This window comes from Streptococcus sp. GMD5S (genome assembly GCF_000298715.2).
In the GTDB taxonomy this organism is placed as follows: Bacteria; Bacillota; Bacilli; order Lactobacillales; family Streptococcaceae; genus Streptococcus.
The window spans coordinates 45,352-69,228 of record NZ_AJRG02000002.1 but is presented as its reverse complement, the minus strand read 5'-3'; the positions used below and the strand labels follow the sequence as shown (position 1 = coordinate 69,228).

The 23,877-nt window shown below is 40.5% G+C and carries 24 protein-coding genes; 23 read left to right on the top strand and 1 reads right to left on the bottom strand.

What is annotated here, in order from left to right:
- The first annotated feature begins 174 nt into the window (after positions 1 to 174).
- From glgB to GMD5S_RS0201795, 6 genes are all read left to right on the top strand, one after another.
- Positions 175 to 2,070 carry a 1,4-alpha-glucan branching protein GlgB gene (gene glgB, locus GMD5S_RS0201820; RefSeq protein WP_001064533.1) on the top strand — a complete coding sequence of 632 codons (1,896 nt, stop codon included), beginning with the start codon at positions 175 to 177 and terminating at the stop codon, positions 2,068 to 2,070.
- Between the two features lie 158 nt (positions 2,071 to 2,228).
- Positions 2,229 to 3,371, top strand: a complete 1,143-nt coding sequence (locus GMD5S_RS0201815) for a glucose-1-phosphate adenylyltransferase (RefSeq protein WP_000787250.1) — start codon at positions 2,229 to 2,231, stop codon at positions 3,369 to 3,371.
- Entirely contained in the window at positions 3,361 to 4,500 is a 1,140-nt protein-coding gene (gene glgD / locus GMD5S_RS0201810) for a glucose-1-phosphate adenylyltransferase subunit GlgD (RefSeq protein ID WP_000687055.1), read from the top strand. The genes GMD5S_RS0201815 and glgD overlap by 11 nt, the downstream gene beginning before the upstream one ends.
- Positions 4,497 to 5,930: a glycogen synthase GlgA gene (glgA, locus tag GMD5S_RS0201805; RefSeq protein ID WP_000697281.1), complete on the top strand. Its 1,434-nt coding sequence runs from the start codon at positions 4,497 to 4,499 to the stop codon at positions 5,928 to 5,930. Before glgD ends, glgA begins: the two co-directional genes overlap by 4 nt.
- Before the next feature lie 58 nt (positions 5,931 to 5,988).
- On the top strand, positions 5,989 to 6,633 hold the full coding sequence (gene serB / locus GMD5S_RS0201800) for a phosphoserine phosphatase SerB (protein WP_000076679.1): 645 nt from the start codon (positions 5,989 to 5,991) through the stop codon (positions 6,631 to 6,633).
- A 9-nt stretch (positions 6,634 to 6,642) separates the two neighbouring features.
- Positions 6,643 to 7,758 (top strand): glycerate kinase, encoded by a 1,116-nt coding sequence (locus GMD5S_RS0201795; protein ID WP_000706402.1) that lies wholly within the window; start codon positions 6,643 to 6,645, stop codon positions 7,756 to 7,758.
- On the opposite strand, the gene GMD5S_RS0201790 is transcribed toward GMD5S_RS0201795, so the two are convergent.
- On the bottom strand, positions 7,755 to 8,201 hold the full coding sequence (locus tag GMD5S_RS0201790; protein ID WP_000131082.1) for a DUF1694 domain-containing protein: 447 nt from the start codon (positions 8,199 to 8,201) through the stop codon (positions 7,755 to 7,757). The two genes, GMD5S_RS0201795 and GMD5S_RS0201790, sit on opposite strands and share 4 nt — an antisense overlap.
- A 162-nt stretch (positions 8,202 to 8,363) precedes the next feature.
- Between GMD5S_RS0201790 and eno the strand changes: the two genes are divergently transcribed.
- The 17 genes from eno to GMD5S_RS0201705 all read left to right on the top strand — a co-directional run bounded on the left by eno (position 8,364) and on the right by GMD5S_RS0201705 (position 23,836).
- On the top strand, positions 8,364 to 9,668 hold the full coding sequence (gene eno, locus GMD5S_RS0201785; protein ID WP_000022821.1) for a surface-displayed alpha-enolase: 1,305 nt from the start codon (positions 8,364 to 8,366) through the stop codon (positions 9,666 to 9,668).
- Between the two features lie 176 nt (positions 9,669 to 9,844).
- Positions 9,845 to 10,339 (top strand): YkgJ family cysteine cluster protein, encoded by a 495-nt coding sequence (locus tag GMD5S_RS0201780; protein WP_000031484.1) that lies wholly within the window; start codon positions 9,845 to 9,847, stop codon positions 10,337 to 10,339.
- 199 nt (positions 10,340 to 10,538) lie between these two features.
- Entirely contained in the window at positions 10,539 to 11,375 is an 837-nt protein-coding gene (locus tag GMD5S_RS0201775; protein ID WP_000972225.1) for an AraC family transcriptional regulator, read from the top strand.
- A 183-nt stretch (positions 11,376 to 11,558) separates the two neighbouring features.
- The gene (locus tag GMD5S_RS0201770) at positions 11,559 to 12,473 is read left to right on the top strand and encodes a hypothetical protein (RefSeq protein ID WP_001178529.1); all 915 of its coding nucleotides are present in this window, start codon (positions 11,559 to 11,561) and stop codon (positions 12,471 to 12,473) included.
- A gap of 126 nt (positions 12,474 to 12,599) precedes the next feature.
- The gene (locus tag GMD5S_RS0201765; RefSeq protein ID WP_001137896.1) at positions 12,600 to 13,142 is read left to right on the top strand and encodes a ClbS/DfsB family four-helix bundle protein; all 543 of its coding nucleotides are present in this window, start codon (positions 12,600 to 12,602) and stop codon (positions 13,140 to 13,142) included.
- A 284-nt stretch (positions 13,143 to 13,426) separates the two neighbouring features.
- Positions 13,427 to 13,930: a hypothetical protein gene (locus tag GMD5S_RS0201760; RefSeq protein WP_000504319.1), complete on the top strand. Its 504-nt coding sequence runs from the start codon at positions 13,427 to 13,429 to the stop codon at positions 13,928 to 13,930.
- A gap of 85 nt (positions 13,931 to 14,015) precedes the next feature.
- A complete protein-coding gene (locus GMD5S_RS0201755) occupies positions 14,016 to 14,432 on the top strand; it encodes an immunity 70 family protein (protein WP_000110626.1) in 417 nt (138 codons plus the stop codon).
- A gap of 66 nt (positions 14,433 to 14,498) precedes the next feature.
- A complete protein-coding gene (locus tag GMD5S_RS0201750; protein ID WP_000120618.1) occupies positions 14,499 to 15,191 on the top strand; it encodes a YjjG family noncanonical pyrimidine nucleotidase in 693 nt (230 codons plus the stop codon).
- 23 nt (positions 15,192 to 15,214) lie between these two features.
- Entirely contained in the window at positions 15,215 to 15,508 is a 294-nt protein-coding gene (locus tag GMD5S_RS0201745) for a hypothetical protein (protein WP_000448761.1), read from the top strand.
- 122 nt (positions 15,509 to 15,630) lie between these two features.
- Positions 15,631 to 16,386 (top strand): DUF4336 domain-containing protein, encoded by a 756-nt coding sequence (locus GMD5S_RS0201740; protein WP_000113582.1) that lies wholly within the window; start codon positions 15,631 to 15,633, stop codon positions 16,384 to 16,386.
- 11 nt (positions 16,387 to 16,397) lie between these two features.
- Complete coding sequence (locus tag GMD5S_RS0201735) at positions 16,398 to 17,051, top strand: uracil-DNA glycosylase (RefSeq protein ID WP_001164848.1); 654 nt, start codon at positions 16,398 to 16,400, stop codon at positions 17,049 to 17,051.
- 9 nt (positions 17,052 to 17,060) lie between these two features.
- Positions 17,061 to 17,525 carry an NUDIX hydrolase gene (locus GMD5S_RS0201730; protein ID WP_001135765.1) on the top strand — a complete coding sequence of 155 codons (465 nt, stop codon included), beginning with the start codon at positions 17,061 to 17,063 and terminating at the stop codon, positions 17,523 to 17,525.
- 12 nt (positions 17,526 to 17,537) lie between these two features.
- On the top strand, positions 17,538 to 18,806 hold the full coding sequence (locus tag GMD5S_RS0201725) for a dihydroorotase (protein WP_000924512.1): 1,269 nt from the start codon (positions 17,538 to 17,540) through the stop codon (positions 18,804 to 18,806).
- A 41-nt stretch (positions 18,807 to 18,847) separates the two neighbouring features.
- Positions 18,848 to 20,188 carry an MATE family efflux transporter gene (locus GMD5S_RS0201720; RefSeq protein WP_000283626.1) on the top strand — a complete coding sequence of 447 codons (1,341 nt, stop codon included), beginning with the start codon at positions 18,848 to 18,850 and terminating at the stop codon, positions 20,186 to 20,188.
- Between the two features lie 178 nt (positions 20,189 to 20,366).
- The gene (locus GMD5S_RS0201715; protein ID WP_000105374.1) at positions 20,367 to 21,335 is read left to right on the top strand and encodes a thiamine pyrophosphate-dependent dehydrogenase E1 component subunit alpha; all 969 of its coding nucleotides are present in this window, start codon (positions 20,367 to 20,369) and stop codon (positions 21,333 to 21,335) included.
- Between the two features lie 16 nt (positions 21,336 to 21,351).
- Positions 21,352 to 22,344, top strand: a complete 993-nt coding sequence (locus tag GMD5S_RS0201710; protein WP_000448714.1) for an alpha-ketoacid dehydrogenase subunit beta — start codon at positions 21,352 to 21,354, stop codon at positions 22,342 to 22,344.
- A 448-nt stretch (positions 22,345 to 22,792) separates the two neighbouring features.
- Entirely contained in the window at positions 22,793 to 23,836 is a 1,044-nt protein-coding gene (locus GMD5S_RS0201705) for a dihydrolipoamide acetyltransferase (protein ID WP_000752709.1), read from the top strand.
- Positions 23,837 to 23,877: the final 41 nt, after the last annotated feature.

Genomic DNA, 23,877 nt, shown 5'->3' with positions numbered 1-23,877 from the left:
AATATATGGAAATTGTTTCGTATTCTATTTTCAGGATATCTTTTTTAAAATGCTAGGTAATTTTTTGAAGGCTTTCATAAAAAAATATGATTTCCTTCGTAAATTACTTGAAAGTTATCTTAAAAGAGTGTATAATAGAATTATAGAAAACGCTTACAAAAGAAAGGGGATTGAATGAATAATCAAGAAGCATTAAGAACCTTTACTACAGGTGAGAACTTTCACCTCCAGCATTATTTAGGAGCGCATAGAGAGGAGAAAAACGGAGAAATAGGCTATACCTTTAGGGTTTGGGCACCAAATGCACAAGCAGTTCATCTAGTTGGTGATTTTACTAATTGGGTTGAGAATCAAATTCCTATGGTTCGTAATGAAGCAGGTGTTTGGGAAGTCTTTACGAGTCAAGCTCAGGAAGGTCAGATTTATAAATATCATATCACGCGTGCAAATGGTCACCAGATTATGAAGATTGATCCGTTGGCAGTTTATTTTGAAGCTAGACCGGGCACAGGAGCTGTTTTGACCAATATCCGTGAAAAGAAATGGAAAGATGGTCTTTGGCTAGCACGTCGCAAACGTTTGGGATTTTTCGAGAGACCAGTTAATATATACGAGGCCCATGCAGGATCTTGGAAGAGAAATCCAGATGGTAGTCCCTATACTTTTTCACAACTGAAGGACGAGTTGATTCCATACTTGGTTGAGATGAACTATACACATATTGAGTTCATGCCTTTAATGGCTCACCCACTTGGATTGAGCTGGGGCTATCAACTTATGGGTTACTTTGCTTTTGAACATTCCTATGGCAGACCTGAGGAATTCCAAGATTTCGTTGAAGAGTGTCATATAAATAATATCGGTGTTATCGTAGACTGGGTTCCAGGTCATTTCACTATTAATGATGATGCATTAGCATATTATGACGGCACACCAACTTTTGAATACCAAGATCACAACAAGGCTCATAACTACGGTTGGGGTGCGCTGAATTTTGACCTCGGGAAAAATGAGGTCCAGTCTTTCTTGATTTCAAGTATTAAATTTTGGATTGATTTTTACCACTTAGATGGTATTCGGGTCGATGCAGTGAGCAATATGCTGTATCTAGATTATGATAATGCTCCTTGGACTCCAAACAAAGACGGTGGAAACCTTAACTATGAGGGTTATTATTTCCTTCAACGTTTGAACACAGTGATTAAGTTAGCTCATCCAGATATCATGATGATTGCAGAAGAAAGTTCATCAGCGACAAAGATTACTGGCATGAAAGAAATGGGTGGTCTTGGCTTTGACTATAAATGGAATATGGGCTGGATGAACGATATTCTCCGTTTCTACGAGGAAGATCCGATTTATCGCAAGTATGACTTTAATCTTGTGACTTTCAGCTTTATGTATGTTTTCAATGAAAACTATCTCCTGCCTTTCTCACATGATGAAGTAGTTCATGGTAAGAAGAGTATGATGCATAAGATGTGGGGAGATCGCTACAATCAGTTCGCTGGTCTGCGCAACCTCTACACCTATCAAATTTGTCATCCAGGCAAGAAACTCTTGTTCATGGGTAGTGAGTACGGGCAATTCCTCGAGTGGAAGTCTGAAGAGCAGTTAGAATGGTCTAATCTAGAAGATCCGATGAATGCCAAGATGAAGCATTTCACTTCACAACTGAATCAATTCTATAAAGAGCATCGTTGTCTTTGGGAAATTGATACTAGTTATGATGGTATCGAGATTATCGATGCTGATAATAGAGATCAGAGTGTCCTTTCCTTTATTCGTAAGGGCAAGAAGGACGAAATGTTAGTCTGTGTCTTTAATATGGCACCAGTTGAACGTAAGGACTTTACGATTGGTTTACCTGTTGCAGGTATTTACGAAGAAGTTTGGAATACAGAATTAGAAGAATGGGGAGGTGTGTGGAAAGAGCACAATCAAACAGTTCAGACTCAAGAAGGCTTATGGAAAGATTATGAGCAGACTTTGACCTTTACCCTGCCTGCTATGGGGGCAAGCATCTGGAAGATCAAGCGTCGTTTGAAACCAACCAAGAAAAAAGAATAATGGACTGATGATTATAATTTTTTAGATTTTAAAAACGGATTTACTTGTATTGGACTTGAAACACAAGAGAAATGGATTTCCTATTATTTTTATAAAAAGTTTGACTTCCGACCTTCTTTCGATTTTAACGTTCACATGTCTTTATAAAGGAGTAGAAAATGAAGAATGAAATGCTAGCTTTGATCCTTGCGGGTGGGCAAGGAACTCGTCTCGGAAAACTCACTCAAAGCATTGCCAAACCGGCAGTGCAATTCGGTGGGCGCTACCGTATCATTGACTTTGCTCTTTCCAACTGTGCAAACTCTGGAATCCATAATGTTGGTGTGATTACGCAGTACCAACCTCTTGCTTTGAATAACCATATTGGAAATGGTTCTAGCTGGGGATTGGATGGTATCAATTCAGGTGTCTCTATTTTACAACCTTATTCAGCCAGCGAAGGAAACCGTTGGTTTGAAGGGACTAGTCACGCTATCTACCAAAACATTGACTACATCGACAGTGTTAATCCTGAGTATGTTTTGATTCTTTCTGGTGACCACATCTACAAGATGGACTACGATGATATGCTTCAGTCCCATAAGGATAACAATGCCAGTTTGACAGTAGCTGTCCTAGACGTACCTCTCAAAGAAGCTAGCCGTTTCGGTATCATGAATACAGATGCCAATAACCGTATCGTTGAATTCGAAGAAAAACCTGCGCAACCTAAGTCTACAAAGGCTTCGATGGGGATTTATATTTTTGACTGGAAACGACTTCGCAATATGCTTGTTGCTGCTGAAAAGAGCAATGTGGATATGTCAGACTTTGGGAAGAACGTTATCCCTAACTATCTCGAGTCTGGTGAAAGTGTCTATGCTTATGAATTTAATGGCTACTGGAAAGATGTTGGTACGATTGAGTCACTTTGGGAAGCTAATATGGAGTACATTTCGCCAGAAAATGCCTTGGATAGCCGCAATCGTCAGTGGAAAATTTACTCTAGAAACTTGATTTCACCACCAAACTACTTTGGTGCGCATGCACACGTTGAAGATTCATTGGTCGTGGATGGCTGTTTTGTAGATGGAACTGTAAAACGTTCGATTCTTTCAACAGAAGCACAAGTACGTGAAGGCGCTGAGGTCGTTGATTCTGTCATCATGAGCGGAGCTATTATTGGCCATGGCGCAAAGATTACTCGTGCTATCATTGGTGAGGGTGCCATTATTGCTGACGGCGTAGAGATTGACGGAACGGACGAAGTACAAGTAGTAGGATACAATGAAGTAGTGGGGGTAGCAACAGATGAAGATTGATAAATATTCAGCCATTTTAGGAAACACAGTTGGTTTTCATGATATGTCAACGTTAACAGAACACCGTCCGGTGGCTAGCTTGCCTTTCGGTGGGAAATACCGTTTGATTGACTTCCCCCTTTCCAGTCTTGCAAATGCAGGTGTTCGTAGTATCTTTGGTATTTTCCAACAAGATAATATCAGCTCAGTTTTCGACCATATCCGTTCAGGTCGTGAGTGGGGCTTGTCAACCCTTCTAAGTCACTACTATCTAGGAATTTACAATACTCGTGTTGAAAGCAGTACAGTTGGAAAAGAGTATTACCAACAGCTTCTCACCTACTTGAGACGTTCAGGTTCAAACCAAACCGTTTCGATTAACTGCGATGTGCTGGTGAATATTGACTTGAATCAAGTCTTCCACCTACACAATACAACAAATGGTCCGATCACAGTTGTATATAAGAAACTTCCGAAGAAAGACATTTCAGATGTGAATGCTATCTTAGAAATTGATGAAACTGACCATGTTCGTTCGCACAAACTCTTTGATAACAAATCTACGGATGAACTCTTCAACATGTCTACAGATATCTTTGTTGTGGATACTCCTTGGTTGATTGAACGACTTGAAGAAGAAGCTCAGAAAGAATATCCTGAAAAGTTACGCTATGTTCTTCGTGATTTAGCTGCAAAAGAAGGAGCTTTTGCTTACGAATACACAGGCTACTTAGCGAACATTCATTCTGTTCAGTCCTATTATCAAGCAAACATCGATATGCTTGAATCTAAAAAATTCTACTCTCTTTTCTCACCAAATCAAAAGATTTATACAAAAGTTAAGAATGAAGAACCAACCTACTATGCGAATACTTCAAAAGTAAGAAGTTCTCAGTTTGCTTCTGGTAGTATCATTGAGGGTGAAGTAGTTCAGTCAGTCCTATCTCGTAACATTTATGTTCACAAAGATAGTGTGGTGAAGGACAGCATTCTATTCCCTCGAGTTGTGATTGGTCAAGGTGCCCAAGTTGAATATGCCATCCTAGACAAAGGAGTTGAAGTTGCGGACGGTGTTGTCATTCGAGGCACAGCAGAACATCCAGTTGTAGTTAAGAAGGGTGAAACAGTAACAGAGGACATTTATTCATGAAAATTTTATTTGTAGCGGCAGAAGGAGCACCCTTTTCAAAAACAGGTGGTTTGGGCGATGTTATTGGCGCACTTCCCAAATCACTTGTAAAAGCGGGGCACGAAGTTGCAGTTTTCTTACCTTATTATGATATGGTAGAAGCTAAGTTCGGAGACCAGATAGAGGATGTTCTCCACTTTGAAGTTAGTGTAGGATGGCGTAGACAGTACTGTGGTGTTAAGAAAACGGTTTTGAATGGTGTAACCTTCTACTTCATTGATAATCAGTATTATTTCTTCCGTGGTCATGTCTACGGTGATTTTGACGATGGTGAACGCTTTGCTTTTTTCCAACTGGCTGCTCTTGAAGCCATGGAACGCATCGGCTTTATCCCTGACCTTCTCCATGTTCATGATTACCACACAGCCATGATTCCCTTTTTGTTAAAAGAAAAGTACCATTGGATTCAGGCATATCAAGGAATCAGAACAGTTTTAACCATTCACAATTTGGAATTTCAAGGTCAATTTTCTGAAGGAATGTTATGGGATTTGTTCGGTGTTGGCTTTGAACGCTATGCTGATGGGACCCTTCGCTGGAATGATTGTCTCAACTGGATGAAAGCAGGTATTCTCTACGCGGATCGTGTCTCAACCGTTTCCCCTAGCTATGCGCACGAAATTATGACCAGTCAGTTTGGTTGCGGTTTGGACCAGATTCTTCGCATGGAGTCAGGTAAGGTTTCAGGTATTGTCAATGGTATTGACGCAGATCTTTATAATCCTCAAACAGACCCACTTTTAGACTATCATTTTGATAAGGAAGATTTGTCTGGAAAAGCTCAAAACAAAGCAAAATTGCAAGAGAGAGTTGGGTTACCAGTGCGAGCAGATGTTCCTCTAGTTGGGATTGTCTCTCGATTGACACGCCAAAAAGGTTTTGATGTTGTGGTAGAAAGCTTGCATCGTTTCTTACAGGAGGACGTTCAAATAGTCCTTTTAGGAACAGGAGATCCTGCTTTTGAACATTCCTTCTCCTGGTTTGCGCAAGTCTATCCAGACAAGCTATCAGCAAATATCACTTTTGATGTCAAACTTGCTCAAGAAATCTACGCAGCTTGTGACCTCTTCCTCATGCCAAGTCGTTTTGAGCCATGTGGTTTGTCTCAAATGATGGCGATGCGCTATGGAACTCTACCACTGGTTCATGAAGTGGGTGGCTTGCGTGACACTGTTCAATCCTTCAATCCGATAGAAGGAACTGGAACTGGATTTAGCTTTGATAATTTAACACCATACTGGCTTAACTGGAGTTTCCAAACAGCCTTGGATGTTTATAAGTACCAGCCGGAAGTTTGGAGAAATCTACAAAAACAAGCTATGGAATGTGATTTCTCATGGGATACAGCCTGCAAATCTTACCTGGACTTGTACCATAGTTTAGTCAACTAATAGATAAAATCGTATGATTCTTTCATACGATTTTTGGGCTGTTTAGAAAGGAAAGCTTATGTCTCAAGAAAAAGGCTTGTGTGTCATGGACGTTGACGGCACCCTGATAGCAGAAGAGGTGATTGATCTTTTAGGAAAAGAAGCAGGTTGCGAAGAAGAAATATCGCAGATCACAAGCCAGGCAATGCGAGGTGAACTGGACTTTGAAAGGAGTTTACGAGCGAGAGTGGCTTTGTTAGAAGGTCTTCCGATTTCAGTCTTTGATACTGTTTTCAAATCCATTCATCTGTCTAAGAATGCTCAAGAATTTATCTCCATACTTCAAAAGAAGGGTATTCTAGTCGGTCTAGTGTCTGGTGGATTTGCACCAATAGTTGAGAGATTAGCAAAGCCTCTTGGGATCACTTATTACTCTGCAAATCAGTTAGAAGTCAAAGACGGTTTTTTAACAGGTCGACTAGTTGGTGAAATTGTGACAGGTCAAGTAAAAAAAGCTACGCTTGAGATTTGGAGAAAGGAATTAGGACTTTCCAAAGAAAGAACGATTGCCATCGGTGATGGTGCCAATGACCTATTAATGTTGAAATCAGCAGGTCACGGAATAGCCTTTTGTGCCAAAGTGGTCGTAAAAACAGAGATAGCTTCTCATATAGATACGAGGGATTTTTTAGAAGTTCTACCTTTGATTGATTTCTTAGAATGAGAGGGAACTATGAAAATTGTAATTGCACCCGATTCTTTTAAAGAGAGTTTGACGGCAGAAGAGGTCGCTCAAGCTATAAAAAGGGGCTTCCAAAAATCGATAGCAGATGTAGAATGTCTGCTTTGCCCTGTAGGTGATGGTGGGGAAGGAACTGTAGATGCTATTCGACATTCTCTTGAACTAGAAGAAAAATGGTTCCAAGTGACAGGACCTTTTGGCCTAAAAGAATCAATGCGCTATTTTCAAAAAGGCCAAATAGCGCTCTTTGAAGTTGCTGACTTGGTTGGTTTAGGAAAGATTCCGCAGGAGAAACGAAACCCTCTTCACATCCAAACCAGAGGTATCGGAGAGTTGATTCGCCATCTCGTTGATCAAGGGATGAAAGAAATCTATATCGGTGTAGGTGGTACGGCAAGTAATGACGGTGGGATAGGCATTGCCGCTGCTTTGGGTTATCGTTTTTATGATAAGAATGGAAAGGAATTGCCAGCTTGTGGTCAGACTTTGCTTGAGTTCGAGTCAGTTTCAGACAGCGAGTTATATAGGATTCCTGAAGATGTGAAAATCCGCATTTTAGCAGATGTCGTGAGCCCTCTATGTGATCATCAAGGGGCAACCTATACATTTGGAAAACAAAAGGGCTTGGATCCTGCTTTGTTTGAGATAGTAGATCTGGCTATACAGCGGTTCTATGAAAAACTTTCGCCATCAACCTTATCTCTTAAAGGAGCGGGAGCTGGTGGTGGGATTGCGGCTGGGCTCTGTGCCTTTGCTGAGGCCACTATCGTATCTGGGATTGACACTTGCTTAGATTTGATTGACTTTGACAAGAAAGTTGCAGGGGCCGACTTGGTTATCGTTGGAGAAGGTAGACTGGACAGTCAAAGCTTTGTTGGAAAAGCTCCTATCGGTGTAGCAAAAAGAACCCCTAGCGGAGTTCCTGTTATTGCTATTTGTGGTAGTCATGCTGACGATTTGCCTCCCCTACCATTCGAAAATATACAAGCAGCCTTTTCCATTTTAGAGAAAAGTGAAACTTTGGAAGAGAGTCTGAAAAACGCAAGTCTCTATTTGGAGCACACAGCTACTAATATTGGTCGTTTATTAAATATGAGAAATCATTAACCAAACCATTTTTTCCAGATGGATTTTTTAGGTGGCTCTGCCTTTTTCTCTTCCCAGAGGCTTGAGAATGCAAGTCTAAGGTCCTTTTCGTCTACTTGAACAGGTTCGTTTGTGTGAATGACAAGACCAAAAGGAGAGGTGATATGATCGTCTGAAACAATAGTCGCCTGACAGTTACTTTCTTTTGCTTGTTTTAAGTAAAAGACCTGTTTGTCAAACTCGATATTTGGTGAGATTTTCACAAAAAGTTCCTCTACCTTTTCTTGAAAACCCTCTAAAATAGAGAAAAATCCATGTTCTAATTCAGAACTATTGGCAGTACTGATATCCGCGTAGCCAAGAACTCTTTCCTCGAAAGTGCCGAGATAGCGGCGCTGTTCGTCAGGGTTTATTTTCGGCCCACCATGAGCTTTTTCTAGTAGTTGTTTTGATAAATCTGTCATAAAAACAGTATATCACAAAAATCGCAAGAAAACAGACAAAAGAAAGCGATTACTTTATAAAGTTAAGGAAAATTTGCACAAAGATAACGTTTTTTCTTGAAAAACGCTTATTTTTAAGGTATCATAGAGGTGTAAAAAATTTAACTCAAAGGAGAGTAAAAAATGTCAATTATTACTGATGTTTACGCTCGCGAAGTCCTAGACTCACGCGGTAACCCAACACTTGAAGTAGAAGTTTATACTGAATCAGGTGCTTTCGGACGTGGTATGGTTCCATCAGGAGCTTCTACTGGTGAACACGAAGCAGTTGAACTTCGCGACGGTGACAAATCTCGTTACGGTGGTCTTGGTACACAAAAAGCTGTTGACAACGTAAACAACATCATTGCTGAAGCAATCATCGGCTACGATGTACGTGACCAACAAGCTATCGACCGTGCTATGATCGCACTTGACGGTACTCCTAACAAAGGTAAATTGGGTGCAAACGCAATTCTTGGTGTGTCTATCGCTGTAGCTCGTGCTGCTGCTGACTACCTTGAAATCCCACTTTACAGCTACCTTGGTGGATTCAACACTAAAGTTCTTCCAACTCCAATGATGAACATCATCAACGGTGGTTCTCACTCTGACGCTCCAATCGCTTTCCAAGAATTCATGATTGTACCTGCTGGTGCACCATCATTCAAAGAAGCTCTTCGTTGGGGTGCTGAAATCTTCCACGCTCTTAAGAAAATCCTTAAATCTCGTGGTTTGGAAACAGCCGTAGGTGACGAAGGTGGATTCGCTCCTCGTTTCGAAGGAACTGAAGACGGTGTTGAAACTATCCTTGCTGCGATCGAAGCTGCTGGATATGTTCCTGGTAAAGACGTATTTATCGGATTTGACTGTGCTTCATCAGAATTCTACGATAAAGAACGTAAAGTTTACGACTACACTAAATTCGAAGGTGAAGGAGCTGCTGTACGTACTGCTGCAGAACAAATCGACTACCTTGAAGAATTGGTAAACAAATACCCAATCATTACTATCGAAGATGGTATGGACGAAAACGACTGGGACGGTTGGAAAGCTCTTACTGAACGTCTTGGTGGTAAAGTTCAATTGGTTGGTGACGACTTCTTCGTAACAAACACTTCTTACCTTGAAAAAGGTATTGCAGAAGGTGCTGCTAACTCAATCCTTATCAAAGTTAACCAAATCGGTACTCTTACTGAAACATTCGACGCTATCGAAATGGCGAAAGAAGCTGGTTACACTGCCGTTGTATCACACCGTTCAGGTGAAACTGAAGATTCAACAATCGCTGACATCGCAGTTGCAACTAACGCAGGACAAATCAAGACTGGTTCACTTTCACGTACAGACCGTATTGCTAAATACAACCAATTGCTTCGTATCGAAGACCAACTTGGTGAAGTAGCTGAATACCGTGGATTGAAATCATTCTACAACTTGAAAAAATAAAATAGTTCAGTGAACTATTTTATCCCGAACCTTGAAATTCAAAAGTTCGGCCGTTGATTTAACAACGTTTTTAGCCCCTCGGATTTTTTCCGAAGGGCTTTTTTTCTGTTCAGGGGGCAAAAAGGGGGCTGAGATTATGGTATAATAGACAAAAACACTTGTATTAGAAAGAAATTATGTCTAAAGAAATTGATATTGAGTACTATCACCAACTAGCCTTGCAAAAGCAAAAAGAGCACCGAAAAGTCTTAGCCAATCTAAAGAAAAAACCTCCTAAAAACTTAGATAAGATAGCCCAGCAAATTCACCAAGAAGTTTTTTCTGAGATTGATTGCACTGCCTGCGCTAACTGTTGCAAGACTTTGGGGCCCGACTTTAAAGAAGCAGATATCACCCGTATCGCTAAGTACTTTAAGATGAAATTACCGGCTTTTGAAGCGGAATTCCTTCAGGTGGATGAAGATGGTGATAAAGTTTTCAAATCCATGCCTTGCCCCTTTCTAGGAGGAGATAATCTCTGCTCAATCTACGACGTTCGTCCCAAGGCCTGTCGTGAATTCCCCCATACAGATCGGAAAAAGATCCATCAAATCAACCATTTGACGATTAAGAATACCTTGACCTGCCCAGCAGCCTATCTCTTTGTTGAGAAATTAAAAGATAAGTTATAGATTTTACACCTTTAAATCTTGTACAAAAATTCTGGGGCGGAAGTATCTTATATCTGTTAGACTATAGTTAGAATTGAACACGGCCTAAAAGCTGTGTGAAAAAGATGAAATTTTTTCGGAGCAGGAGCCCCTCCGTCAATTTTCCAATTTTCACTTTGCTTTTAACGGTCTTAGTATCTTTTGTGAGGTGAAAAAGAATATGATGCATCAATTCAATCGAACCATGGAATATCTGGAAAGTAAGTTGGACGCAGAAGTGGATTTGCAGAAATTCCAGCAGCTATCAGGCTATTCTTATGCTCTCTTTAGCAGGCTTTTTTCCATCCTAGCAGATATGACTTTAGCAGAATACTTGCGCAATCGCAGGCTGTCAGAAGCTGTGACGGACTTGCGGGAAGGCTCTGAGAAAGTCATTGACATAGCGATGAAATACGGCTATGAGTCTGCGGATGCCTTCAGCGCAGCCTTTAAGAAATTCCATGGGGCAACACCCTCAGAAGTTCGAAATGGAAAACCTTATCGGATCTTTCCTAGACTTCAATTATCCTTAAAAATCACAGGAGGAAAGAACATGGATATCAAGATTCAAAAGAAGCCTGCTTTTACCGTGGCAGGCGTCCTATTGGAGGCTATTGACAATAGCAAATGCCCGTCTGCTTGGGAGAATCTCTATAACAATCACAGCTTGGAAAGCCTAGAGAGTCTAGGGAGTGGCCAATCCTTTGGCGTCTGCTCGGATGTCAAAGAAGGCGAAATCATCAACTATATGGCTGCTTATGATGTGACGGATAAAACTAAAGCAGAAGAACTAGGTCTGTCCATCAAAGATGTCCCAGCTGCTGAATATGCTATCGTACCAGTCAAAGGCCCTATACCTGCTAGCATTCACAATGCTTGGAAATATGTCTTGGAGGTCTTTTTCCCAGAAACTGGCTATCGCCACTCAGGCTCACCAGACTTCGAAGTCTATACCGAAGGTGACATGTCGTCACCAGACTATCAAATGGAACTATGGATACCAGTGATTAAGAACTAGAACATTTTCTGACTTTTTATAAAGATGCAAATCGAACTCTGTAGAAGATATCTTTTACAGAGTTTTTAATTGTTGACATTCATGTCTGTAAACAAACAGACCATATTTTTTGTTTGGATTTTATGGGGAATGCGAATAGTTTTCTCGGTATAATAGTCCCATAGAAGATAAGGAGGCAGGAATATGCAGATGTATTTTGGAGATGTATCACTTTGCTATAGCTATTCATTGATAATGGCACTGGATGGCTATGGCTATGACTTTAAAGCAGAGTTTTTAGAGGCAATTATGGTGATGGGAAATGGCGCTAGTATCGTAAAGGAAGATGAGCAGCACCCTCTAGTATTCTTTGATAATGGAATGCCAGACCTTTCCATCTCACATTCCTTAAAAATACTATGTTTTGACTATGAGGATTTCTATCTAAAAAATGGAACAGAAGTAGATTTGGAAGAGATTAAAGGAAAGTTGGAAACGTTTCTGTCCAATGGACCAGTCGTACTGGGTCCTCTTGATATGGGCCACTTGACTTACAATCCAAATCACACAATGCTTTATGGTGTAGATCACTTTGTAATAGTGTATGCTGTTGATGGTCAGTATCTCTATTTGCATGATCCAGCTGGTTTTGCCTGTATGAAGGTTGCTTTTAATGACATTTTAGAAGCTTGGAAGGCAGAAGCTATTGACTATAAGCGTGGAGCATACTCCATGTGGGGAAATTTTAAGAAGGTCAAGAGTCCTAGTCAAACTCAAATCTATCAAGAAACGGCGAGGATTATGAGATCCAGATATCTGGATGGACAAAGTAATGTCTTGGAATGTTATGCAAAAGCAGTTGCTGAAAACGGCTTAAATACGGAGCAAAAGCAATTGCATCAGTATTTCAGCTTTAAACTTGCTGCTGTTCGAAATCTCTATCTCAGTAAATTCTTAAAAGACCATGATCCCGAAGGGGCAAGATTAAAAGAGGAATTGGCTTCTTTATTTGGTCAAGCTCACCTTTCGTGTTTAAAAGAAGATTACCAAGAATTAGCCCACTTGCTCTATCAGATAGCTGAAGTGGATGGTCGTTTTAGAGATTTATATGTAAAGTAGTGACTATAAGCATAAAAAAATAGTTAGTAAAAGCAGCTTTTCGTAAAATGAAGAACTGCTTTTTGATTATGGTATAATGAAGTAAGAAAATAGCTTATTCTAGTTGAAGATGAAGGGAGAACTCCCATGCCTAGACCAAAAACGAAAGAGGAGCTAGTGTTAGCCTCTAAGGAAAACTATGAAAAGCTCAATCACCTTATATCTAAATTAAGTGAAGAGGAGCTACGGATTCCTTTTGATTTTTCAAAAGACAAAAAGAAAAAAGAAGCTCACTGGAATAGAGATAAAAATCTACGGGATGTTTTGATCCATCTATATGAATGGCAGCAATTACTTTTAACTTGGGTACATTCTAATCAAAAAGGTCAAGAAAGAACTTTTCTCCCTGAACCTTATAATTGGAAAACTTATGGGGAAATGAATGTCGCTATTTGGAAGAAGCATCAGAAAACGTCCGTAGAAGAAGCGACCAAACTCCTCAATCAATCGCATAAAAAGGTTTTAGAGTTAATGGAAGGCTTCAGCAATGACGAATTGTTCACAAAAGGTACCTATAAATGGACGGGTGGGACAAGTCTAGGTTCCTACTTTGTCAGTAGCACCTCCAGTCACTATGACTGGGCTCTGAAAAAACTCAAAGCTCATCAGAAAAATTGTAAGAAACGTTAATTGAAGAGTTTATGAAGGTTGGAAAATCTTCTTCTAAGCTTCGAATAGCTTAGTTCTCGTGATTTTTGAGCTCTTCTAGCTTTAGAATCCTTCAAAAATTAAAATTTAAAGCTGTCATAGACTTAGAATAGATCTAAAAAATATATACAAATGCAATTCTAAACTTAGAATTGAATTTATATTAAAGTGATTATACTGTTCGATACTTAGAATGACTTGATTCTGAGAAATGTTGACTAGAAAATGGATCGAATGGCTTTTTTCTGATATAGGATGATAGATAGATGGGTGAGATGATGAACATACAAAAAGAGAAAGTTAGAAAAGAGTTGATGTCCCTCTGTTTGGGAGAGTTCACAGCCGTCCTATCTATTTGGTTTTGTTTTTTCCTTTTGAAAAATAGGCTTGGTGATTGGAATGGTTTGATCTCTATTCTTCATCCGTTGTCTTTACTGACATTTATTTTGCTTCAAGGTTCAATCTATTGGGCGATTTTGATTAGAAGACTCTCGAAACCTCAGTTCGGAAGTGAAAATGTCCCTAAACTATATGGTGTGCTCAGAATACTAGACCTCGTTTTACTTATTTCAGGCTTTCCTTTTATTGTCTGGAATGCACAGAGTGTCCTAGTGACTATCTTAGCCACGTTGATACAGCTTTTTGCCCTTATCGAATGGGTTAATTATTTCCTCCTACGCCTATCTTATAGTTTGAACCCTCTTGTTTTATGGAAACGAATTACCAAGGGAAAACTTGAAAAAAGCAGAATAGCCAAGGAGTTGGGGTAGGGGGAATGAATGTATGTTTTAGATACTATCAATATAAAACTTTAGTTGACGTTAAATAATATTAAAAATGAGTAGGAGAATATCTATGTCTGTAGGGTTAATGGTTGGTTATAATTGGTGGACTATAGGAGAAGGGAGTCTTTTTAATTCATTCTTTTCGACTATTTATGTTCGCTTAGAGAATAATGAGTGGGGAAGTAGATACCCAGTAATAATGAATAAGCTTTACTGGGGAGATGTTCCTTTTGAATCTGTTGAAAGAGGAATAGCTGAGTTGGTATCTATCCAAGAGGAGTTGAAAAAATTTCTCCCTCAGGATGTTATATGGGATTTTGAAGATTTGTCACTCACTCCTCCTTGGGGAAATAATATCGCAGAGCATATAACAAATTTATCACATTATTTCATAACGAGTTCCGGAAAAGATTTAATAGAAGTTTTGCTGACTAGTTTTAGATTTGCACTTGAGCACGGTCAAAATGTGAGTGTAAAAAGTATTTGAAACTCAATAAATCAAAGGTTCATTTATGCTATAATGTTCTTAATGAATTTTCAGAAAGGAAACTCAATGTCCTACAAATTTCTACTTTTCGATCTCGATCACACCTTGCTTGATTTTGATGCTGCTGAGGATGTGGCACTGACGCAACTTTTAAAAGAAGAAGGAGTTGCAGACATTCAAGCCTATAAAGACTATTATGTTCCTATGAACAAGGCTCTCTGGAAGGACTTGGAACAAAAGAAAATCAGTAAACAAGAACTGGTTAACACGCGCTTTTTACGTTTGTTTGCTCATTTTGGACTGGAGAAAGACGGTAGGTTACTTGCTCAGCGTTACCAGTTTTTTCTAGCCCAGCAAGGACAAATCCTTTCGGGAGCTCATGAACTTTTGGACTGTCTCATTGAGCGTGATTATGAGCTGTACGCTGCGACAAATGGCATTACTGCTATTCAGACAGGTCGTTTGGCTCAATCAGGTCTGGCTCCCTATTTCAACCAAGTCTTTATCTCCGAGCAGTTGCAAACGCAAAAACCTGATGCACTATTCTATGAAAAAATTGGTCAACAGATTACTGGATTTTATAAAGAAAAGGCCCTTATGATTGGAGATTCTCTAACCGCCGACATTCAAGGTGGCAATAATGCTGGTATTGATACTATCTGGTACAATCCCCATCATCTGAAAAACAAGACGCAAGCCCAGCCGACTTATGAAGTTCATTCTTACCAAGATATACTGGATTGTTTGGATACTATGTAGTACTTTTTCTAAGAGGGGATGATATGGAAACTAAAGTCATTGAAGAGATTGACAACTTACTAAATCTCATAGAGCAGTATCAGTTAAAAGGTGTGGTTGCTCAAGTAAATTCGTTAAAAGAGTTAAAGTATATCATAAGCAATCATATAGAGTTAAGTACTCGAGAGAAGATGAATATCCACTATTCACTCTTTCTCCCTAGGGGTGGTTTATCTGAACTCTACTATATGGACGCTAATCTTGAACGGATGATGTCTGTAAATAATCAACTTTCCTATTCTATTGATACAATCGAAAAGTTTTTAATGGCTGATTGATACTGTGAATAGTAATGTCAAATAATAGGGTCAATAACAGTATATATAAGAACTGTAAAAAGTGGTTTAGATAGCCACTTTTTGCTATAATAGAAGCAGTAAAAACGAAGGAATAGTAAACGATGGCAAGACCAGAACTTTCTCTTTATGAACCATTGTATACACTAAAGGAAGTTGATCAAAATATCTGGATAGCAGATGGTGACTTGATACAAATGGATATGAAGGTCTTCAAACTACCTTTTCAGACACGTATGACAGTGATAAAGTTAAACGATGGAAAACTCTGGATTCATTCTCCTATTGCGCCAAATGAGGAGCTCTTTACTGAACTGGACGCTTTGGGCAAAGTTGCTTACCTAATTTCACCCAATAAGATTCACTACGCCTATATTGCAGATTGGAAAAAAAGATATCCTTATGCACAAGCATGGTCTAGTCCAGGAGTTGAAGAGAGAGCAAAAAGTCAGAATGTCATGGTGGAATTTGATGCTCCTTTAACTGATAAGGCACCTGACTTATGGTCTGATGAGATTGATCAACTTATTTTTAAGGGAAGTTCTGTCATCGAAGAGGTCGTGTTTTTTCATAAATCGACTAAAACACTCATTGTAACGGACCTTATAGAGAATTTTGAACCAGAAAAGATAGCTAGTCCAATCCGAAGAAAAATTTATCGTTTAGCCCGTGTAACAGTCCCTGATGGGCAAACTCCTATCGATTATAGGATGACTTTTTTTAGAAGACAAATAGAGGCAAAGGTTTCCTTTTCCCGTATGTTAAACTGGAAACCGGATAAGATCATTCTTGCACATGGTTTATGCTTTTTTAAAAATGGTACGGATGAATTAAGACGTGCTTTTAGATGGATACGATAAAGGAGAGAAAGATGCAACATTCGTCTTGGCATGCTTTGATTAAGGAGCAATTACCTGAAGGTTATTTTGGGAAAATCAATCAATTTATGGAACAGGTCTATGCTCAGGGAATTGTCTATCCACCTAAGGAAAAAGTTTTTCAGGCTCTCTTGACTACACCACTTGAAGAAGTGAAGGTGGTGATTCTAGGGCAAGACCCCTATCACGGGCCAGGTCAGGCGCAGGGCTTGAGTTTTTCTGTACCCGATGCTATTCCAGCGCCACCGTCCTTGCAAAATATCTTGAAAGAATTGTCAGATGATATCGGGGTTAAGAAATCTCATGATTTGACGTCTTGGGCTAAGCAAGGAGTCTTACTTCTTAATGCTTGCTTGACGGTCCCTGCTGGTCAGGCAAATGGTCATGCTGGGCAGATATGGGAGCCTTTTACTGATGCCGTGATTCGGGTTGTCAATAATCTAGACAGACCTGTAGTCTTTGTACTCTGGGGTGCTTATGCACGCAAGAAGAAGGCCTTGGTTACCAATCCTCACCACTTGATTATCGAATCAGCCCATCCTAGTCCTTTATCAGTTTACAGAGGATTTTGGGGTTCCAAGCCTTTTTCCAAGGCCAATGCATTCTTAATAGAGACAGGACAAGAGCCAATCGATTGGCTTAGATAAGGAGATAATATGCCTCAGTTAGCGACGATTTGCTACATTGATAACGGAAAAGAACTGCTCATGCTCCATCGCAATAAGAAGCCCAACGATGTCCATGAAGGCAAATGGATTGGTGTGGGTGGAAAGCTAGAGCGAGGTGAGACTCCACAGGAATGTGCAGCGCGTGAAATCCTCGAAGAAACAGGGCTCAAAGCCAAGCCAGTACTTAAAGGTGTTATCACTTTTCCTGAATTTACGCCAGATTTAGACTGGTACACCTTTGTTTTTAAGGTGACAGAGTTCGAGGGTGACTTGATTGACTGCAATGAGGGGACCTTAGAATGGGTTCCCTATGATGAAGTCTTAAGCAAGCCAACTTGGGAGGGTGATCACACCTTTGTTGAGTGGCTTTTAGAAGATAAACCTTTCTTTTCAGCAAAGTTTGTTTATGATGGGGATAAATTGTTGGATACCCAAGTTGATTTCTATGAATAAAGGAGAAAGCAGATGCTACTAATCAAAAATGGTCGTGTAATGGATCCCAAGTCTGGTTTGGATCAAGTGTGTGATGTTTTAGTGCAAGATGGGAAAATTGTCAAAATAGCTGCCGAAATCAAGGAAGAAGGAGCAGAGCTAATTGATGCTACGGGCCTTGTTGTTGCGCCTGGACTAGTCGATATCCATGTTCATTTCCGTGAACCTGGTCAAACTCATAAAGAAGACATTCATACTGGGGCCCTAGCAGCCGCTTCAGGTGGCTTTACAACCGTTGTCATGATGGCTAATACTAGTCCAACCATTTCGGACGTAGAGACTTTGAAAGAAGTTCTCCAGTCTGCTGCCAAGGAAAAGATTAACGTCAAGACAGTTGCGACTATTACCAAGAACTTTAATGGCCAAGACTTGACAGACTTTAAGGCTCTTTTAGAAGCTGGAGCCGTTGGTTTTTCAGATGATGGAATTCCGCTTGAAAGTAGTAAAGTGGTTAAGGAAGCAATGGTAGAAGCCAAAAAACTCAATACCTTTATCTGCCTTCATGAGGAAGATCCAGGTTTGAATGGAATTCTTGGCTTTAACGAAAACATCGCTAAAGAACATTTCCATATCTGTGGAGCGACAGGAGTGGCTGAGTACGCTATGATTGCGCGCGATGTTATGATTGCCTATGCAACCAAGGCCCATGTTCACATTCAGCATTTGTCTAAGGAAGAAAGTGTCAAGGTGGTGGAGTTTGCTCAAGGACTAGGTGCGCAGGTCACAGCAGAAGTAGCGCCACAGCATTTCTCTAAGACAGAAGCTCTTCTTTTAACTCAAGGAAGCAATGCCAAAATGAATCCTCCACTTCGTTTGGAGTCAGACCGTCGTGCCGTTATCGAAGGTCTCAAGTCAGGTGTTATCACAGTTATCGCAACGGACCACGCGCCTCACCATGCAGATGAGAAAAATGTTGAAGATATCACCAAAGCACCATCTGGTATGACAGGTTTGGAAACCTCTCTTTCTCTTGGTTTGACTTATTTGGTGGAAGCTGGTGAGTTGAGCTTGATGGAATTGCTAGAAAAAATGACTGTCAATCCAGCCAAGCTTTACAACTTTGAAGCAGGTTACTTGGCTGAGAATGGTCCAGCGGATATCACTATCTTTGACGCTAAGGCTGACCGCCTTGTGGACTCCCATTTTGCGTCAAAAGCAGCTAATTCCCCATTTATCGGTGAAACTTTAAAAGGGCAGGTTAAATATACCATCTGCAAGGGACAAATTGTCTACCAAAACTAGATGGGATTCTGCTCTAGAAACTATAAGAATAGAGAGCGTATATGTATCCAACCCATCAATTTAAAGACAAGTTTGTCTTATTTCTTAAGATATTTTTCCCTATTCTGATCTATCAATTTGCCAATTATTCTGCCTCTTTTGTTGATACAACCATGACTGGGCAGTACAATACCATGGACTTGGCGGGGGTGTCAACCGCAACGAGTCTATGGAATCCTTTCTTTACTTTTTTAACAGGGATTGTTTCGGCCATGGTTCCCATCATAGGCCATCATCTGGGACGGGGCAAAAAGGAAGAAGTAGCATCTGATTTTTACCAATTTATCTACTTGGCTTTCGGACTGTCTTTGGTCTTGCTTGGAATGGTAGTATTCTTAGCGCCACCTGTCTTAACCAACATCGGACTAGAAGCTCAAGTGGCGGCAGTTGCAGTTTCCTATCTTTGGTACCTGTCTATTGGAATTATTCCCTTGTTGCTGTTCAGTGTCATTCGCTCTTTGTTGGATTCTCTTGGATTGACCAAGCTATCTATGTACCTCATGCTCCTATTACTTCCGCTCAATAGTGGTTTTAACTATCTCTTGATATATGGAGCTTTCGGTTTCCCTGAGCTTGGTGGCGCAGGAGCAGGACTAGGAACTTCACTAGCCTATTGGGTTTTATTGGGGATTTCTATTCTTGTTTTATTCAAACAAGAAAGGTTAAAAGCGTTACATCTTGAAAAACGCATTCCACTAAATATAGATAAAATCAAGGAAGGTGTTCGATTAGGTCTACCAATCGGGGGAACCGTATTTGCTGAAGTAGCCATTTTCTCCGTGGTTGGACTAATCATGGCTAAGTTTTCATCGCTCATCATTGCCAGTCACCAGTCAGCTATGAATTTTTCGAGTCTCATGTACGCTTTTCCCATGAGTATTTCCTCTGCTATGGCGATTGTTGTGTCTTACGAGGTGGGGGCTAAACGTTTTGAGGATGCAAAAATCTATGCTCGTCTAGGGAGAGTAACCGCCCTTATTTTTGCAGGTCTTACCCTGTCCTTTCTCTACATTTTTAGAGATCGTGTAGCAAGTCTATACGGAAATGACCCTCAGTTCATTGAAACCACGGCTGTTTTCCTGACATACAGTCTCTTTTTCCAGTTAGCTGATACCTTTGCGGCTCCGCTCCAAGGAATTTTAAGAGGGTATAAGGACACTATCGTTCCTTTCTATCTTGGCTTAATCGGATATTGGGGAGTAGCGATACCACTAGGATATCTACTAGATCAAGTAACTGACTTAGGGGCATTTGCCTACTGGATTGGGTTAATTGCCAGCTTGATTGTTTCTGGTTGTTTGTATCAATGGCGTTTGAAAACCGTAATGAAAAGATTGAGCTAATTTTAAGAAATTATCCTGAAAAACAACTTTGTGAAAAAATGCTCTAACTAGAGAGAATCCCTGTTTTAACAGGGATTTATTTTTTTATATTGTGAAATTTTATTAGCCATATACTTTGACAGTGTATACTAAAAAAGGTAAAATAGTAAGGTAAGTACAAAGTTAGAAAGGCAAGATTATGTCAACTTTAGATAAGAATCTTTTGCTAGAGATGTTCCGTAAGATGGAAGAAATCCGTCGCATGGACTTAAAAATTGCTCAGTTAGTGAAAAAGGGGAAAGTTCCTGGTATGACTCACTTTTCTGTCGGAGAGGAAGCTGCTAACGTCGGAGCGATGCTGGCTCTTAATCCAGATGATCTGATTACCTCAAATCACCGTGGACATGGACAGGCTATTGCCAAAGGGATTGACCTCAATGGAATGATGGCTGAAATCCTCGGGAAATACACTGGAACCTGTAAAGGAAAAGGTGGTTCTATGCATATCGCTGACCTGGGTGCTGGGAACCTTGGTGCAAATGGTATCGTTGGTGGTGGTATGGGAATCGCTGTTGGTGCAGCCCTCAGTCAGCAAATGCAACATACTGGTAAAATCGTTGTCTGCTTCTTTGGAGATGGTGCGACCAACGAAGGTGTTTTCCACGAAGCAGTGAACATGGCTTCTATTTGGAAACTTCCTGTTATTTTCTACTGCATTAACAACGGTTATGGGATTTCTGCGGATATCAAGAAAATGACCAATGTGGAGCATATCCATCAACGTAGTGCGGCATATGGAATTCCTGGAATGTTTATCGAAGATGGAAACAATGTCATCGACGTTTATGAAGGATTTAAGAAAGCCGTAGATCATGTTCGTGGTGGCAATGGCCCAGTCTTGATTGAAAGTGTAACCTATCGCTGGCTTGGTCACTCATCATCTGACCCTGGTAAATATCGTACGCGTGAAGAAGTGGAATTGTGGAAACAAAAAGACCCAATCGAAAATCTTCGCAAATACCTCATCGAAAACAATATTGCAAGTGTAGAAGAATTGGAAGAAATTCAAGCACAAGTCAAGGAAGCGGTAGAAGCTTCTGTTAAATTTGCGGAAGAAAGCCCATTCCCACCACTAGAATCAGCATTTGAAGATATTTACGCAGACTAAGGAGAAAGAGATAAAAATGGAAACAAAAACAATGTCGTTCCGTGACACCATTATCCTTGCTATGTCTGAGGAAATGCGTCGCGATGAAAATGTGTTCTTGATGGGAGAAGACGTCGGTGTCTTCGGAGGAGACTTCGGTACTTCTGTTGGAATGCTCGAAGAATTTGGTCCAGAACGCGTTCGTGACTGTCCGATTTCTGAAGCAGCAATTTCTGGAGCAGCAGCAGGAGCAGCCATGACAGGACTTCGCCCAATCGTTGATATGACCTTTATGGATTTCTCAGTCATTGCCATGGACAATATCGTCAACCAAGCTGCTAAAACACGTTATATGTTTGGTGGTAAAGGTCAGGTTCCAATGACTGTACGTTGTGCAGCTGGTAACGGAGTTGGTTCTGCGGCCCAGCACTCGCAATCTCTAGAGTCTTGGTTTACACACATCCCTGGTCTCAAGGTTGTAGCTCCAGGTACGCCTGCTGACATGAAAGGACTGCTCAAGTCTTCTATCCGTGATAACAACCCAGTTATCATTCTTGAATACAAGTCCGAATTTAACCAAAAGGGGGAAGTGCCAGTTGATCCAGACTATACAATCCCACTTGGGGTTGGGGAAATCAAACGCGAAGGAACAGATGTAACAGTTGTTACTTACGGGAAAATGCTTCGTCGTGTGGTTCAAGCTGCTGAAGAATTAGCAGAAGAAGGAATTTCTGTTGAAATTGTAGACCCACGTACCCTCGTTCCGCTTGATAAGGATATCATCATTAACTCAGTGAAGAAGACTGGTAAGGTGGTGCTTGTCAACGATGCTCACAAAACAAGTGGCTATATCGGAGAGATTTCAGCTATTATTTCAGAATCAGAAGCATTTGATTATCTAGACGCACCAATCCGCCGTTGCGCCGGAGAAGATGTGCCAATGCCTTACGCACAAAATCTAGAAAATGCAATGATTCCAACAGTTGAAAGCATCAAAGATGCCATCCGTAAAACATATAACAAAGAATAGAATTACATAAGATAAGTTATGTAAAATAATTGTTGTTTTTAACTTTAGTAACTTAAGATATGTTTTGTATCTAAGTTGTTTGTAAAGTTGCGACAGGAGGGAGTCGAATCGATGTTATTCGACGAACGACTTAGTAAGTCTACAAGGTTGACCGCCTAATAGCGGCAACCGTAGCAACTTGAGATACGTGTTGTATCCAAGTTGCTTGTAGAGTTGAACACGGGCTAAAAGCTCGGAAAAAAGATAAATCTCCTTGACTTCATCGAAGCCTGCGTAGATTTCCTATTTTTCAGTCGCTTTTTGACGCCCTTAGTATCATGTAATTGAATTCGGACGGAGGTCTGCGAAAAAAAGAAAGATTTCCTTGTGTTCATCGAACACATCGTCAATCTCCTATTTTCACTTTGACTTTTTCGCCCTTAGTATCATAATTAGAATTGGAGAGGTCATGGCTGATGACAAGCTAAGAGCGACTCCTGCGGCTAGAAAGTTGGCGGATGATCTAGGAATCAACCTCTACGACGTTTCTGGCTCAGGTGCAAACGGTCGTGTCCACAAAGAAGACGTGGAAACTTATAAAGACACAAACGTGGTTCGCATTTCGCCACTTGCAAAACGAATTGCCCTCGAACATAACATTGCTTGGCAGGAAATCCAAGGAACGGGTCATCGTGGTAAGATCATGAAGAAGGATGTTTTGGCCTTGCTTCCTGAAAATATCGAAAACGACACCATCAAGTCTCCTGCTCAAATCGAAAAAGTGGCAGAAGTTCCAGACAATATCACTCCTTATGGTGAGATTGAGCGTATTCCAATGACACCAATGCGTAAGGTTATAGCTCAACGTATGGTTGAATCTTACCTAACTGCGCCAACCTTCACACTCAACTATGATGTCGATATGTCAGAAATGTTGGCCCTTCGTAAGAAGGTTCTTGATCCGATTATGGAAGCGACTGGTAAGAAGACTACTGTAACAGACCTTCTTTCACTCGCTGTTGTGAAAACATTGATGAAACACCCATACATCAACGCTTCATTGACAGAAGACGGCAAGACCATTATCACTCATAACTATGTCAACCTTGCGATGGCGGTTGGGATGGATAACGGTCTAATGACACCAGTTGTTTACAATGCTGAAAAAATGAGCTTGTCAGAGTTAGTAGTAGCCTTTAAAGACGTGATTGGTCGTACCTTGGATGGCAAATTGGCTCCAAGTGAGTTACAAAACTCAACCTTCACAATTAGTAACTTGGGAATGTTTGGCGTTCAGTCCTTTGGTCCGATTATTAACCAACCCAACTCAGCAATCCTCGGGGTAAGCTCAACAGTCGAGAAACCTGTTGTCGTCAATGGTGAGATTGTTATTCGCCCTATCATGAGCCTTGGATTAACCATTGACCACCGTGTTGTAGATGGTATGGCTGGTGCTAAGTTTATGAAAGACTTGAAAGCCTTAATTGAGAACCCAATCTCAATGTTGGTTTAAGTTAGCTATTGTTATTTTAGAGTTTTAGATAAAGGAAGTAA